This window comes from Lachnospira hominis (ex Liu et al. 2021) (assembly GCF_014287955.1).
Lineage (GTDB): Bacteria > Bacillota > Clostridia > Lachnospirales > Lachnospiraceae > Lachnospira > Lachnospira hominis.
Genome location: NZ_JACOPD010000002.1, coordinates 298,901 through 315,164 on the forward strand (window position 1 = coordinate 298,901; position 16,264 = coordinate 315,164).

Below are 16,264 nucleotides of genomic sequence, written 5' to 3' on the forward strand. Positions count from 1 at the left end.
CCGACTGAAAACAATCTATTTATTCCGCATAAAAATTGTCATCCGGCATACTGCCGCCCACTGATGAAGGGTTTGACTCATAAAGTATTGTAAGATACTGATTTATGCGTGTTTTCATTTCATTTGACTTGATAAATGTGATATTACAATATGGAATTGCTTTCTTGGCAACTGCCGCTTTAAATATAGCAAATTCCTCAACATATTCTGCTGCTGTATCAACATTTGAATTTACAAAATCAACTGAATTTTCATACTCTTCCATAAATTTGGCAACTGCTGCTTTATTCTTTTCATAATAATCTGCATTAACAGCTATAACTCCGGTAACAACAGTGCTTCCGTCTGTTGAAAGTTTTTCCCATTCTTTTGTTACATCAAGTGCAATTCTTACATCGCTGTTTGCCGCCATAACAGTTGTAACATATGGCTGCGGAAGCATTGCAACTGCACCTGAATCTGATGAAGCAAGCATTGCTGCTGACTCTGAAGCCTCTGACTTAAATTCAATATTCACATCTTTTTCAGCATCAAGCCCTGCCTTTTTCAAAAGATATTTAAGTGTATACTCCGGTGTTGTACCTTTTCCTGTTGTATAAATTGTTTTTCCTTTTAAATCAGCTACATTCTGCACCGTGTTTCCTTTTTCGACGATATAAAGCACACCGAGTGTATTTATGCCAAGCACCTTGATTTTGCCATTGCTTTTGTTGTAAAGTGTTGCAGCCGCATTACAAGGCAATGCTGCTATCTGCACATCTCCTTTTATCAGAAGCGAACTGAATTCGTCAGCAGATGCGGCAATCTTAAAATCATAATTATTGGCTGTCTTTTTTTCTTTTGAATCTTCCATAAGCTTAACCATTCCAATCGCTGTAGGTCCCTTCAAGGCAGCAACTGTAATATCTTTTGCTTCATAGCTCTGTGTCTGTGATTGTGTCACATCACTGTTGTCTGCATCTCTTTTACCGTCAGAAGGCATCCGGCACGCAGTAAGCCCAAGTGCAATTACCATACATAAAATCAATGCCATGAGTTTCTTTTTCATTTTCTCTTTCTCCTTTTCAACTTCCCTATTTTATTTCCACTCCGTAACAACAAACTGAATAGTCTTTTTCCCATTAAATTCATTGATGGATGGATAATAAACAATTGAAATATTCTGCTCCCTCTTTGGAACATTCATGCTGTCAGCACGAAACATTATAGCATCATACGAATATGCATTTGCATCTTCCAGCACCATTTTTAAAACATTCCTGTTTTTCCCTATTATTGAAGCCTGTCTTACCCTAAGATTCTTATCTGCAAATACAGGTTTTTCATTTCCTTTGCCAAATGGTTCCAAAAGCTTTAACTGCTCAATAAGCGGAAATCCTGCATAACCCAGAGGCATTGGAACATCTATCCATGTAACAGGTGTAAGCTGCTCTTTTGTAAGCTTCTGGTTATGATTAAGCTGCCACCTGAATTCATCAATATTTTCTTTGTCAAGTGATATTCCTGCCGCCATCGGATGACCTCCGAATTTATTTAAAAGATAACCACATCTTGTTATCTCCTCAAACATGTTGTAGCCCTCTATGGAACGGCCTGAACCTTTTGCTCCCTCAGCTGCATCAGTTATAACAAACGTCGGTCTGTAAAAATATTCTTTCACTCTTCCGGCGATTATTCCGGCAACACTCTCATGACACTCCGGAAGATACACAACTAAAACATTATCATTGATAAGTTCCGTATTTTCCACCATATCAATAGCTTTTGCAGCTTCTTTTTCTGTCATATCCTTACGTTCTTCATTAAGTGAACGTAACTTTTCTGCCTTGGCTCTGGCTTCGCCTGGATTTTCTTCCAAAAGAAGACTTACCGCATGCCTTGCTGTTTCAAGACGTCCGCCAGCATTAAGACATGGGCCTATAACGAAACCAATATGATATGATGAAAGAGAGGCTATATCAATCTGACATGCATCTACCAAAGCACGTATTCCTGTATTTTTCGTATTTTTCAGTGTTGACAGTCCAAATTTTACAAGAACCCTGTTTTCATCTTCAAGGTCAACCACATCTCCGATTGTGGCAATAGCTGCGAGCTGCCTGTATTCATTTAAGTCTTCCGGATTTAGATTAAGACGCTCATAAATAATCTCAATGAGTTTGTATGCAACTGTTGCACCACAAAGCATTTTAAAAGGATACTTACACTCTTTCTGTTTTGGATTAACTATCGCATCTGCATCAGATTCCAGAAATACTTTTTCTCCATTTTCTTCCTTAAAAGGTATATCGTGATGGTCTGTTACAATTACTGTCATGTTATTGTCTTTAGCATAATTTATCTGTGGTATTGCTGCAATTCCATTGTCACATGTCACAATTGTATCTATACCATCTTCAATGGCATGATTAATAATATTTTCATTAATTCCATATCCGTCAGCTATTCTGTCAGGCACTGTGTAATCTACATCTGCTCCTGCTTTTTTAAGACCCTTTAATAATATCGTAACAGAGCATACGCCGTCAATATCATAATCTCCAACTATTCTTATATGTTTTCTATGATTTATTTTATCAATAATAATATCCGCCGCTTTGTCTGCATCCTTTAATAAATGTGCATCATGCATACTTGATATATCTCCGCCAAGATACATATCAATCTCTTCATTCGTGCATACATCACGGTTTCTTATAATTCTGGCTATAACCTGGTCAATTCCATATCTGGCCGCAATTGCTTTAAAGTCAGCCTTTTTGGCATAAACCATCCATTTACTCATAATTTTTCTCCATAAAAGAAAAGGGAGAGCAAGCTCCCCCCTTTCAATAATCACTCAATATTCCAATTGAATATACTTTTTAAACCTGTGAGCCATCTTCGCCAATAGCAGCTTTTTTCTTCTTTTCTTCCTTTGCTGCTTCCTCAGCCTGTGCTCCGATTTTCTTACCGCCAAGAACATACCATAATGCACTTGTAATACATACTGATGAATATGCACCGGCAATTACACCAACCATAAGTGGAAGTGCAAATTCTCTTACTGATGTCACACCAAAAATAAATAATGAAAGAAGCATGATAAATGTTGTAAGAGATGAATTGAATGTTCTTGTAAATGTATTACCAATTGCTTCATTTACAAGCTCAGCAATATTAGTCTTTCTGTTAGCATTCTTTAAGCTTTCTCTGATTCTGTCGAAAATGACAATTGTACTGTTGATTGAATAACCTACAATAGTAAGCATACATGCAATAAATGTTGTACCTACCTGAACTCTTGCAAGGGCATAGAATGCAAGTACAACAAGACAGTCATGAACAAGTGCGATAACTGCAGCAAGTGCAAATTTGATATCCCTGAATCTGATAAAGATATAAATAAGCATGCAGATTGTTGCAATAATAACTGAAATAAATGCACTCTGCTTCATTGTAGCACTAACTGAAGAACCGATTGTATCTGATTCAACAATTGTTCCATCCTGAATAGGGAACTTAGCTTTTACAGCTTCTTCCGCTGCTTCTCTCTGGTCAAGTGTGAGATCTGTTGTCTTAAATGTTACTTTTGTGCTGTCTTTAACTTTCTGCTGCTGTACTTCTGTAATACCGGCAGCCTGTCTGATTACAGGAATAATTTCATTTTCAATCTGTTCCTGTGAATATTCCTGCTGGAATGTGTAAGTAGTTGTTGTACCACCTACGAATTCAAGACTGTAATTAAGAGCTCTGTTTCCTGATGCCTTAAATCCTGCCATACCGATAAAACCAGCAAGAATAACTACTGCCGAACCGATAAAACACCATTTTCTGATGCCAAGGAAATTAAACTTCTTAGTATGAATAGTTCTTCCGTACCATTTTACATCTGTAATACCGAAGTTGTAGAAAAGCTTCATGATTACTCTTGTGATTACAAGTGCTGTAAACATTGATACAACAATACCAAGAGCAAGTGTCATGGCAAATCCCTTGATAGGTCCTGTACCAAATATGTAGAGAACTACTGCTGCAATAAGAGTTGTTATATTACCATCAACAATTGCTGATGTAGCTTTTGAATAACCTGCCTGAATAGCTGCCTCAACGCTTCTTCCTGCACCGATTTCCTCACGTATTCTTGAATAGATAACTACGTTGGCATCCACAGCCATACCTATACCAAGAATAATACCTGCAAGACCCGGAAGTGTAAGTGTTATATCATATACGCTTACGAGTACAAGTACAAGTGCTGTGTAAATCCATAATGCAAGTGTTGCAACAACACCAGGAATTCTATACGAAACAATCATAAAAATGCAAAGTACAATAAGACCGATTGCAGCTGCAATAACACTTGTACGGATTGCATTATGTCCGAGCTGTGCAGCAACTACATTAGAACTTACCTCGTTAAGTGTAAGAGGAATTGAACCTATTCTTATGAATACTGCAAGATTATCAGCTGATTCAAATGATTCCATATTTGTAATAGAAGCTGTTCCGCCTGAAATTACAGACTCAACTGTCGGATAGCTTATTACCTGTCCATCATAAACAATATAGATAATCTTATTAAGGTTATCTCTTGTTGCCTGCTCAAACTTTGCTGCTCCATCATCAGTAAATGTAAGCTGAACACCAAATGATGTTGATGATGATGAGCTTGTATCTGTATAAGCCTGTGCTCCCTTTACATCAGAACCTGTAAGGAGTGGCGTATATTCCTCTCCCTTTGACCATGCTGTATATCCTGTACTGTCAAGAAATTCCAAAGAACCAGGTGTACCGAGCTCTTCAAGAATTGCATTAGCATCTGTAACACCAGGAATCTCAACTGTTATTCTCTTGTCGCCTGCTTCGTAAACCTGTGATTCTGTACTCTTGCCCTCCACACGTTTTTCAAGCTTTGCGATTGTATCTTTGATATCCTGACTGCTTGGATTGTCCTCCTGTATTTCATAAGTAATACTTACACCACCGGCAAGGTCAAGTCCAAGATTAATATCTTTGGCACTTCCTGAACCATTTTCGTCAATACCGAAAACAGAAATCAGTGTAAAGCCGATAATCATAGCGAGTATCACAATTGAATACACTATTTTTTTAGCTTTGCTGTACTTCATTTTTTTAGTAAAACTCCCTTCTTTTTTAGTCATTTGCGAGTGCTGCTTTAATCATAATAGCACACTCAATTCTTTTTCTCTGTAAGTCACAGCCGATGTCATATGCATCGTTAATATTCCCATGGAAATTGTAAGAATTTGCAGCACACCCACCACTGCAATAAAACTTAGCGAAACAATTCTTACACTTTTCCTTAGAATAAACATTACTATTCTTAAACATATCGCGTATATCTGTTCTGGTAATACCATCATCCACATTACCCATAAGGAAATCTTCATTTCCTACAAACTGATGACATGGATAAAAATCGCCCCATGGAGTCACCGCAAGATATTCGCATCCTGAACCACATCCTGAAAGTCTTTTTGCAACACATGGTCCGCCGTTTAAGTCTATCATAAAATGGAAAAAGTTAAATCCGTTACCGGCCTTTTTACGTTTTACAAGCTCTTTTGCAAGTAAATCGTACTGTTCACATATAAAAGGTACATCTTCCGGTCTTATTGCATAATCATCTGTAGGCTGTGCTACAACAGGCTCCACCGAAATCTGTTCAAATCCTTCATCAGCAAGATGAAGAACATCATTTGCAAAATCAAGATTATTATGTGTAAATGTACCTCTTACATAATAATTATTCTGATTTCTGCTCTCTGCTACCTTCTTAAACTTAGGCATTATAATATCATATGAACTGCCATGTCCGTTTCTTGTAGGACGCATTAAATCATTGATTTCCTTACGTCCGTCAATACTTAAAACAATATTTCCCATCTCTTTATTGGCAAATTCAAGAATATCATCATCAAGAAGAATTCCGTTAGTTGTAAGTGTAAATCTGAACTTTTTATTATTAGCCTCTTCAAGACTTCTTCCATACTCTACAAGCTGCTTTACAACCTCAAAATTCATTGTAGGCTCGCCGCCAAAGAAATCAACTTCAAGATTGCGTCTTGAACCCGAATTAGCAACTAAAAAGTCAAGTGCTTTCTTGCCGACTTCAAAGCTCATCATAGCTCTTCTTCCATGATATTCTCCCTCTTCGGCAAAACAATACTTACAGGCAAGATTGCAGTCATGTGCAATGTGCAGGCATAATGCCTTTACAACTGTAGGCCTGTCCTTAAATGAATCTATATATGGTTCATAAATATCTTCTGTAAAGAGCTGTCCATCTTCTTTTAACTGCTCTATCTCATTATATGCTTCACGCACATCACTCTCAGGATACTTATTCTCCAGAAGTTCTATGATTTCATCCAATGAATGGTTCTCATACTGTTCAATAATATCGTATACCATATCATCTACAACATGAACCGAACCACTGTTTACATCAAGAACAATATTATATCCGTTATTTTTATACTGGTGTACCATTTGTTCTCCGTTCCTGTCCAAATCTTTTTTAAAGAAAATAAGAGCGTGTCGAAAATGCTTAACACGCTCTCCTTTTCTACTGATTACTGCTGTAACACAACAACTGTTACTTAGTTATTCTTATTCTCACAGCTCTGGTTGCCGACTGTACATGATGTCTTACATGCTGACTGGCATGATGTCTGACACTCGCCACATCCGCCATGCTTCATTGTATCTTTTAATACACGATTGCTGATTGTCTTAATATGCTTCACGACAATTCCTCCTTCTGTTTTTAAACTATCGATAATTATAACATGTCCGTCTCTCTAAATCAAGCCCAAACTCCTAAGCACAAAAATCCACCCTGTCAATGTTATGCTTGAAAGAAGCGTTGTAAGAACAATAATGCTTGAAGAAAGAACACCATCATTATCCATATTCTTTGCCATTATATAACATGTTACTGTTGATGGAGAGGCAGTCATTATAAGAATTGCGACAAGTTCCTGATTTCTGAATCCCATCATAACTGCCACCGGTATAGCTATGGCCGCTATTCCTACCAATTTGATAAATGTTGCTATAAGCGTAGGTTTTATCTTCTTTATAGCCTTGCTGCCCTCAAATCCGGCACCGATACATATTAAAGCAACCGGGGTCGCTGTCTGGGCAACCGACTGAATCGTCTTCTGCATGATAACCGGCTGTTTAAGCCCTGCAACCGACGCAAGAAATCCAAGTACAATACCGATAATAATCGGATTTCTGGCTATATTAATACATGCTTTCTTTATATTTGATGCACTATCTTTTTCAGCTGCTTTGCCATCTGCATTCTCAGGTACTGCTTTAAATGTAAGAACAATAACAGAAAATATATTAAACAGCGGCACGGCAGCAACAATCATAAGAGGTGCCATTCCTGTGTTTGAATACATGCTCTGTATGAAAGCCATGCCAAGAATTGCCGCACTGCTTCGAAATGATGCCTGAACAAATGCCCCCTTCATAGATTCATCTTTCATAAAAATCTCTGTTAAAATCCATATTATTGAAAACATAAGAATTGTAACCACCATACAGTAAATCACAAACTTTGCATCAAACTGGCTTTTAAAATCCGTAGCTGACAAATCACGGAATAAAAGCACCGGTAGTGCCACCTTAAATACATATTTATTTGCTTTAGAAGCAAAATTGTCATCAATTATACCAAGCCGTTTTATAACCCATCCAAGTATCATGACAAGAAATATCGGAACAGTTGAATTAATGCTGTATATAAAACTATCCATATTATTTTCCTCTGTTTTTTATTATCTGTTGATATCAAGCCAGAAAGCATGATTTAAAGGTCCGCTGCCTTTTCCAAGATTAAGTCCGTCCTTTAAAGCACCTGATATATATTTCTTTGCATTTTCTACAGCAGATGCCATATCATTTTCCATTGCAAGATTACATGCTATCGCAGATGATAATGTGCAGCCTGTTCCATGAGTATTATCATTATTTATTCTCTCACCCTCAAACCAGACTGCTCTTTCGTCACAATAAAGCAGATCATTCGCCGTATTAAGATCATGTCCGCCTTTTACCAGCACCGCTGTCCTGCCATCAAGCTTATCGCTTATAACTTTAGCAGCTTCCACCATTTCTTCTGCCTTGCTTATCTTCATTGAGGATAAAACCTCAGCCTCAGGTATATTGGGCGTAATTATATCTGCAAGCGGCATAAGAATGTTAATCAATGATGCACTAGCCTCTTCTTCCAAAAGCCTTGATCCGCTTGTTGAAACCATAACCGGATCCAAAACGATATTTTTCGGTTTGTATTTTTTTAATTTATCGGCAATAGTCCTTATAAGTTCTGAATTGGATACCATTCCGATTTTTACTGCATCAGGAAATATATCATCAAATATACATTCAAGTTCATTTGCAAGAAAATCAGGTGTCACATCACTTATTCCATATACGCCTGTAGTATTTTGTGCTGTGAGTGACGTAATGGCACTCATCCCATAGACTTTATGTGCCATCATAGTCTTTAAGTCAGCCTGTATTCCGGCACCGCCGCTGCAATCACTTCCGGCAATTGTTAAAACTTTCTTCATATAGCCTCCTTTTTAATTCGCGGCATTCACCAGTTTTACCATGCTCTCATGAATTCCGGCCAGCCACCTGCAAAATAAAAAAGCGGCAAAGCAAAATGCTTCACCGCTTCTTACAGTAGTGCAGTCGGCGGGACTTGAACCCGCACCCAAGCAATATGGACTAGATCCTTAGTCTAGCGCGTATGCCAATTCCGCCACGACTGCTCATTAAATTGTTTCACAGCAAAACCTTTGTTTAAGCTGTTTCGTAACAACAAATGATATATTACACTATAATTTGTGTTTTGTCTACTATTTTTTAAAAAATATTTTTATACCGGATTATTATATACACATTATTATTTGTATATATGAAAAGAACGGTAAAGCAAAATGCTCTACCGTTCTTACTCAGTGCAGTCGGCGGGACTTGAACCCGCACCCAAGCAATATGGACTAGATCCTTAGTCTAGCGCGTATGCCAATTCCGCCACGACTGCTTATTTTGTTTTGCCGTTGCACTCACAACGCTTAGTTATAATATCATTATATGTGACATCTGTCAACACTTTTTTTATTTTTTTTTATAATTTTTTGTAATTTATAAATTCTCTTTTAATTCTTCATACGAATATATCATCTTTATTGTATTGCTTTTGTAATTTTCATAAATCATTAATATATCTGTCATTCATACATAATATTATGCACAAAATAATAGAGCTGTCACGCCAAATCTTAATGATACAAGCGAACAGCTCATTGTTATTTATTATTATTCTGCTGCAAGTTCTGTAACCGCTTTAACAACTTCTTCTTTATCAAAAGGCTTTGTTATAAACTTCTCTGCACCAATCTTTAATGCTTCTATGACTTTATTCTGCTGGCCGGCTGCTGTAATCATAACAGCCTTTGCATCTTCATCATAATCTTTTATCTGCTTTAATGCTTCCGTACCATCCATATTAGGCATTGTAATATCAAGTGTAATTACATCCGGACTGAACTGCTTGTATGCAAGAACACCTTCTATTCCATCAGAAGCTTCGCCAACAACTGCAAATCCTGCCCCTTCAAGAATATTTCTAAGCATCTTTCTTGACATACCTGAGTCATCAACAATAACTACAGTACCCTTTGCATCTTTTATATCTGACTGCGTCTGGTTTACCCTCATCTTTCCAATGATAGGCATGCTGCCCGGCTGTGCATTGCTGTCAATTGCAACATACAAATCAAGCTCCTCACCATCAATAAATATAGGCATAACATATGCTTCACCCTTGGCAACCTGATTCTCATATGCAACCTGTGGCAGAATCTCTAATTCCATGCCATCCTTTGCCATTGCTGTAGCAAAAAGACCACTTATACAGTTGACAAATTCTCCGACTGCATCGCTTACTTCAACACCTGTCATATTAAACTGCTCACCTGTATATCCTTCTGCAACCTTAATAAATGTTTCATTGATATCTTTCATCGCAAAACCAATGCAGAAATCATGTGCACCTTCGCTCTTCTGGGCTGCCATACATCTGTAATCAAGGTGGTCAATCTTTTTCATATTATCAATGTAATAATTATTACTTACAAATCTTGTTATATTTCTTAATACAAGGCTTGCAATCTTAGCCGCATAACCCTGTGCATCCTTTGTAAATGCACCCACAACGCCATCAACATCATCTTTTTTAAGTGCAGCCATCTGTTCATCATTAAGTCCAAGTTCTTTCTGGAAATCATCAATATATCCATCAATCTTAGATATCTTAATGCTGCTGTTTTCAACAAGGACCTGTAAAAACTGCATATATGGATTACCCTGTTTTTCAAGAAGTTCAGATATCTGTGCATCTGTAAGCCATCCTTTTTCGATAGCAATGTCACCAAATCTCTTATCTTCCTGCTGCTGGATTCTGTTAATCTCATCTGCCTGCTCAGTTGTAAGAAGCTTGTCAGCAACAGCTATAACTCCGAGCTTAACTCTTATCTGTAACTGTGCACTTAAAATCTTATTGAGTGTCTCTTCATCCAGAATATTTTCTTTTACAAGATATTTTCCAAATAATTGTCCAAACATAACGTGAATCTCCTTAGTTTTAGTTTCAAGATTTTTAATAATATAATATTACTTCATTTATTAAATTATTTCAAGTAAAATCGTTAAACTTATTATGTCAGTTATTTATCATCATCCGAATCCATAACCTCTGTAATATCCAGCGTCTCAACAGTATCGTCATCTATGACAATGCTGTCATTGTCAGAATCAGGCATATCTTCATCTTCTTCATCATCTTCAAGTTCATTTTCATCTTCAAGTTCATTTTCATCATCAAATTCATCTTCATCAAACTGGTTTCCGACAAGCTCTCTTGCAATTTTTTTATTTTTAGATGATTTGGAAGCAAATACACCTGCACAGATTACAGCCGCCACTGCAGCAACAGCACATACCGCACTTATAATCTTCCAGATAAAAGTACCTGATGAAAACGTGCCGCCTGACACATTTTCAGATACACCGGCAACAGTTTTTACAGAATCCGGAAGTGCAAAAAATCTCTGGATTGTCTGATATTTATAATCATAACAATACCAGCCTGTCACACCGTCACTGCTCACTCCGTAAAACAGGCAGTATTGGTCACTGCTTCCTTTAAGCACTATCACATCCATACCGTTTATCTGTTCTTCACTAAGTTTATATCCTGCCGGTATTTCCATTGAAGATGTGATATTTAATATCACATATGATATTGAAGGCTGTGCAATCTGGATATATTTTGAAAATGTCTTTGTAACGCTGTCATAAATGTAATATCCTGATTTCTCAGGAGAAAGCACAGCATCAAGATACATTATAGTAACTTTTCCAGCATAACCTTTAGCCGCCTTAACTTTTGTTCCGTTATAATCAATCTCTGTCTCTTCAAATCCATCAGGAAGTGGATATGCACCAAAATCATCAGAAATAACAAAATCCGTTCCGTTCATTGTCACTTTTGTATATTGTGGTTCATTCTGCTGATTTGAGCTGTTTTCCGAATCAGATGATGACTCCTGGTTCCCACCTCTTGTTACATTCAATGTATAAGTTCTCTCATCGCCATTCTCGGCTGTAACGGTTATGTAAATCGTATTTTGACCGACTGAAAGACTTGTATCTGAAATTCTCACATTGGCATTACCATCTCTTGTATCGGCACTTACAATAAGCTTAGTAACATCATCTGCGACTGAAACCGAATAAGATGTTCTTCCGACTGAAAATGCCGGAGAAAGACTTCCCGGACTTATTTCAAGTGATGAAAGATAATTATCTGACGAATAGCTTTCACCGCCGTTATTATCATCTTCTCCCTGATTGCCACCGTTATCGTCACTGCCGGAATTGCCACCATTATCATTATTGCCGGAATTACCGCCTGCCTTTCCTGAAACAGTTCCGGAAGAGCCTGTTACCTGAATCTTTTCATCCGAATATTCATCAAGTCCAACAACATAAGATGAACCTATTACACTCACTGAAGAAGAACCGGAAGCTATAATCTTAAAATTAATAGTTTTACTAACAGGATTATCACCTGTATCCAGCCAATTAACGCTTCCTGCACCACCGGCATCAGCACCGCTTACATATTCAAGCATATCGGCATCATAACTCAAGTACATTCTTGATGCACCAAGCTTAAAATCAGCATATATATTTACTGTAACGCTTACTACATCACCGACATTTCCGCTTGCTGAGCTGACACTTGTGCCTACAGCAGGTGCTGCATTAACTTTCTGGTTAAATGCAAGAAGCTGTGTCATTATAACAATCATAACGACAGCCAGACTTGTATATTTTTTAATCTTATTCATTAACATTCTCCAATCTCTCAGAAAAATCATTGTGTAATCTCTTTCATTCCAAGAATATGCCTCTTTACAGCAACGATATCTATAAGGTCAATCTCACCATCCCTATTAATATCCGCAGCACGCAGGAATTCTCCCTTAAGCTGTGATAATTCAAGAATATGTCTCTTAATCTTAACAATATCTATAAGGTCAATCTCACCATCGCCATTGATATCTCCATAGACAATAAATGTGTAAGAAGCATATTCATTACCTGAATTATCATTTATGACAAGATGGTCGCCGGTTGCAATTATATCGCCATCGCCTTTTCTGTCTCCATTTCTGTTACAGATATAAGCTGTGGCATTTTGTGTCCTCACATTACCAAGAACAGTTCCTGCATTGTCACCAGCTTTTACGCCCGAAATATACATATTGTCACTGTCAAGATTATATCCTGTATCAAATGACGGATTTTCCGGTGCCGGATCAGGTGATGGAGGATTTGGATTTTCTGACGGCTCTTTTCTTACTACTGTAAGATAATATGTCCTGTCAGAACCATTTTCTGCATGTACCGTAACTTCTATATTATTTTCACCGACATTAAGCCTGTGTTCGCCTGCTCCGTCAACCCATGATGAACCTGATATTGCAGATGCATTAATATTTATTCTGTCAACATTATTGTCAACGATAAGGCTGTAATCCTGAGTATACTTCTTGAATGACGGTGTAATTGAATGTCCGTCAACATACATATCTGATAAAAGATTACCAGGATCTCCGTCGCCATCAGGTGCTGTACATGTCTCCTGCGGCATATTATCATATACAGGAATTGTAAATACAAGACCTGTATTATATTTTGTGCTGTCTGAATAAGCATTTGCTGCTTTCTGCGACTCACTTCTAGGTGCCATAACATTAGTCATATACTGATGCCAGTATGGTGACGATGAAACGACATCAAATTTTTCATAATAAATCGTGCTCTGTCCGCGGTTTATGTAACTGCTGCCAATCATCTTTGCACCGCCGACAATTGATTTCATTCGTGTGTTCCACGGACGAAGCGAATCAGAATCCGAGCGGCTTGCATATATCATGCCATTTACAACAGCTGAAATATTTCCGCTCTTTACAGCTCCCTGATTATAATAATTATAATATCCTCTGTATCCTGCAACATTACCGGAAATGCATGAACCGTATCCCGTATTTCCCTGCTCCTGTAAAATACGTGTTGCAAGATGATAAGGACTCACACCTGACTGTCTGCCCGCAAGCATAAGTCCGGACGCATATGTATAATCATTTCCTTCAAAAGATAAATCATGGCTCGAATTTTCCATAAATGTTCCTGATATAATCTGCTCTACACCGGATTCGTTCTGCAAAGAAGAATCATATGCAAGACTTTCAAACATAAATATATATGGATTTGAAAGGAAATTCCGAGGGTCCATAGTATACTCGATAAGTTCTCTTGAAGCCTGAACCCAGCCACCGCTGTCCATCTCTGTCCACTCGCCCGAATTCCAGTTATAACATCCTGATTCAACAGACTTCCATGAACTCTTTGCACTGCCATATATAAGGCTTCGTCCTATAACATTCTCATTGTCAATAACTTCATTCCAGTCTTTTCCGACATGATCTGCAACAAAAACCCATTTAGGATAATCTGCATGAAGCTGACGCAGCCCATCCTTATATGAATCCGGAAATCCCTGCTCATTAAGATAGCTTTCAAAATCCATATCTTCCGAATAAGAATTATCTTTTGAAGTATATTCACCACTTATATAACCATAAGTATATGAACCATTGTAGTCAAAGCCTATTTTGTACCAATAATAAGTATCGCTTGTATATACTGTTTCATAAATGTCAAATGTAAAAGAATCATCGACAACCGTTATAATCTGTCCTGTTTGCGTATCAGGCTGTGTACGCACACGCAGCCCGGAAACACCTGAATTCACATGTCCCGTGGCGACTGCATTTTCGGCCCTTACAGCAACAGGTCCGAAATACTGCGACACTCCGGCAATTGATGCTGCAAGCATTGTGAACAGCATAAATACCGCAATTATTCTTTTCCATGAAAATAGTATCTTTTTATCTTTATTCATTAAACCACCTTAATTCATATATCTTACGGTAAAAACTAATTATTTTTACCGAACTCAGAAAGTTTAAGTCCTTCATTACGCTCTAATACCATATTAACACTCCAGCTGTTTACAAACAAGAGAAGCGGGTTATCTTTGAGGTCTTTAATCTTCTTCATATCTGAAGTACCAACAATTCTTGACATATTGATTTCTTCAGGATTTTCAATCCAGCGGATATGCTCATATGGAAGCGGTTCAAGCTTAATATCAACATTGTACTCGTTCTTTAATCTGTACTCTAATACTTCAAACTGAAGAACACCGACAACGCCAACAATAATCTCTTCCATTCCTGTATTGAACTCCTGGAAAATCTGAATTGCACCTTCCTGTGCAATCTGGCTGATACCTTTTATAAACTGTTTACGCTTCATCGTATCAATCTGGCGTACTCTCGCAAAATGTTCAGGTGCAAATGTCGGAATTCCCTCAAATGCAAACTTTTTATTGGAATTGCAGATTGTATCACCTATTGAGAAAATGCCCGGGTCAAATACACCGATAATATCACCGGCATATGCTTCCTCAACAATATGTCTTTCCTGTGCCATCATCTGCTGTGGCTGTGAAAGTCTTATCTTCTTGCCTCCCTGCACATGGAATGACTCCATGCCTGCCGTAAATTTGCCGGAACAGATTCTCATAAAAGCAATTCTGTCACGGTGTGCTTTATTCATATTGGCCTGTATTTTGAATACAAATGCCGAAAAATCTTCCTTTACCGGGTCAATAATTCCCTCAGAAGAATTTCTTGGAAGCGGAGGAGTTGTCATTTTAAGGAAATGCTGTAAAAACGTCTCAACACCAAAATTAGTAAGTGCTGAACCAAAAAATACAGGTGTAAGATCACCGGCCTGCACTTTTTCAATGTCAAATTCTGCACTTGCACCATCAAGAAGCTCTACATCTTCATTCAGCTTATCAAAAAAAGCTTGTCCGATTTCATCCTTTAAAGCAGCATCATCTATGCTCATATTCTTAGTATCTACTTCTTTCTGACCATTCATTGCCGCCTTAAAAAGAGAAACTTCTCTCTCATTGCGGTCATAAACGCCCTTAAATTCCTTGCCGCATCCGATAGGCCAGTTGACAGGACATGTGCTTATGCCGAGCACGCTCTCAATCTCATCAAGAAGTTCAAATGGGTCGTTTGCCTCTCTATCCATCTTATTAATAAATGTAAAAATAGGAATATGTCTCATTACACATACCTTGAAAAGCTTAATTGTCTGTTTCTCAACACCCTTTGATGCATCAATAACCATGACTGCTGAATCGGCAGCCATAAGTGTACGATAAGTATCTTCCGAGAAATCCTCATGTCCCGGAGTATCAAGAATATTAATGCAATATCCTCCATAATTAAACTGAAGAACAGAAGAAGTTACAGAAATACCTCTTTCTTTTTCTATCTCCATCCAGTCAGAAACTGCATGTTTTGCCGTCTTCTTGCCCTTTACAGAACCGGCAAGATTGATAGCACCACCATAGAGAAGAAACTTCTCTGTAAGTGTTGTCTTACCGGCATCCGGGTGGGATATGATTGCAAATGTACGTCTTTTTTCTATTTCACTTTTAATATCAGGCATTAAATTTTCCTCACTATAAATCTTTATAATAAAATATATTTTTACAAAGCATCCTGTACTTTGATTA

11 protein-coding genes and 2 tRNA genes are annotated in these 16,264 nt (G+C 37.7%); all 13 read right to left on the reverse strand.

Features of this window, described 5'->3' with window-relative positions; translation table 11 throughout:
• Nucleotides 1-19 precede the first annotated feature (19 nt).
• The gene (locus H8S01_RS03955) at nucleotides 20-1,048 is read right to left on the reverse strand and encodes an ABC transporter substrate-binding protein (RefSeq protein WP_186836250.1); all 1,029 of its coding nucleotides are present in this window, start codon (nucleotides 1,046-1,048) and stop codon (nucleotides 20-22) included.
• Between the two features lie 30 nt (nucleotides 1,049-1,078).
• On the reverse strand, nucleotides 1,079-2,785 hold the full coding sequence (recJ, locus tag H8S01_RS03960) for a single-stranded-DNA-specific exonuclease RecJ (RefSeq protein WP_186836251.1): 1,707 nt from the start codon (nucleotides 2,783-2,785) through the stop codon (nucleotides 1,079-1,081).
• A 79-nt stretch (nucleotides 2,786-2,864) separates the two neighbouring features.
• On the reverse strand, nucleotides 2,865-5,111 hold the full coding sequence (gene secD / locus H8S01_RS03965; RefSeq protein ID WP_186836252.1) for a protein translocase subunit SecD: 2,247 nt from the start codon (nucleotides 5,109-5,111) through the stop codon (nucleotides 2,865-2,867).
• Nucleotides 5,112-5,136: 25 nt separating this feature from the next.
• Nucleotides 5,137-6,495 carry a thioether cross-link-forming SCIFF peptide maturase gene (scfB, locus tag H8S01_RS03970; RefSeq protein WP_021866990.1) on the reverse strand — a complete coding sequence of 453 codons (1,359 nt, stop codon included), beginning with the start codon at nucleotides 6,493-6,495 and terminating at the stop codon, nucleotides 5,137-5,139.
• A gap of 110 nt (nucleotides 6,496-6,605) precedes the next feature.
• Nucleotides 6,606-6,752, reverse strand: coding sequence for a six-cysteine ranthipeptide SCIFF (scfA, locus tag H8S01_RS03975; RefSeq protein WP_012739622.1), 147 nt, complete (start codon nucleotides 6,750-6,752; stop codon nucleotides 6,606-6,608).
• A gap of 54 nt (nucleotides 6,753-6,806) precedes the next feature.
• On the reverse strand, nucleotides 6,807-7,775 hold the full coding sequence (locus H8S01_RS03980) for an AEC family transporter (RefSeq protein WP_186836253.1): 969 nt from the start codon (nucleotides 7,773-7,775) through the stop codon (nucleotides 6,807-6,809).
• A 21-nt stretch (nucleotides 7,776-7,796) separates the two neighbouring features.
• Nucleotides 7,797-8,594 (reverse strand): bifunctional hydroxymethylpyrimidine kinase/phosphomethylpyrimidine kinase, encoded by a 798-nt coding sequence (gene thiD, locus H8S01_RS03985; protein WP_186836254.1) that lies wholly within the window; start codon nucleotides 8,592-8,594, stop codon nucleotides 7,797-7,799.
• Between the two features lie 119 nt (nucleotides 8,595-8,713).
• Nucleotides 8,714-8,798, reverse strand: a tRNA-Leu gene (locus H8S01_RS03990).
• 190 nt (nucleotides 8,799-8,988) lie between these two features.
• Nucleotides 8,989-9,073 (reverse strand) — tRNA-Leu (locus tag H8S01_RS03995).
• Between the two features lie 275 nt (nucleotides 9,074-9,348).
• Nucleotides 9,349-10,656 (reverse strand): response regulator, encoded by a 1,308-nt coding sequence (locus tag H8S01_RS14275; RefSeq protein WP_186836255.1) that lies wholly within the window; start codon nucleotides 10,654-10,656, stop codon nucleotides 9,349-9,351.
• A gap of 101 nt (nucleotides 10,657-10,757) precedes the next feature.
• Nucleotides 10,758-12,446 carry a cadherin-like beta sandwich domain-containing protein gene (locus tag H8S01_RS04005; protein ID WP_186836256.1) on the reverse strand — a complete coding sequence of 563 codons (1,689 nt, stop codon included), beginning with the start codon at nucleotides 12,444-12,446 and terminating at the stop codon, nucleotides 10,758-10,760.
• Between the two features lie 26 nt (nucleotides 12,447-12,472).
• The gene (locus H8S01_RS04010) at nucleotides 12,473-14,566 is read right to left on the reverse strand and encodes a dockerin type I domain-containing protein (RefSeq protein ID WP_186836257.1); all 2,094 of its coding nucleotides are present in this window, start codon (nucleotides 14,564-14,566) and stop codon (nucleotides 12,473-12,475) included.
• Between the two features lie 35 nt (nucleotides 14,567-14,601).
• Nucleotides 14,602-16,197: a peptide chain release factor 3 gene (locus tag H8S01_RS04015; protein WP_186836258.1), complete on the reverse strand. Its 1,596-nt coding sequence runs from the start codon at nucleotides 16,195-16,197 to the stop codon at nucleotides 14,602-14,604.
• Nucleotides 16,198-16,264: the final 67 nt, after the last annotated feature.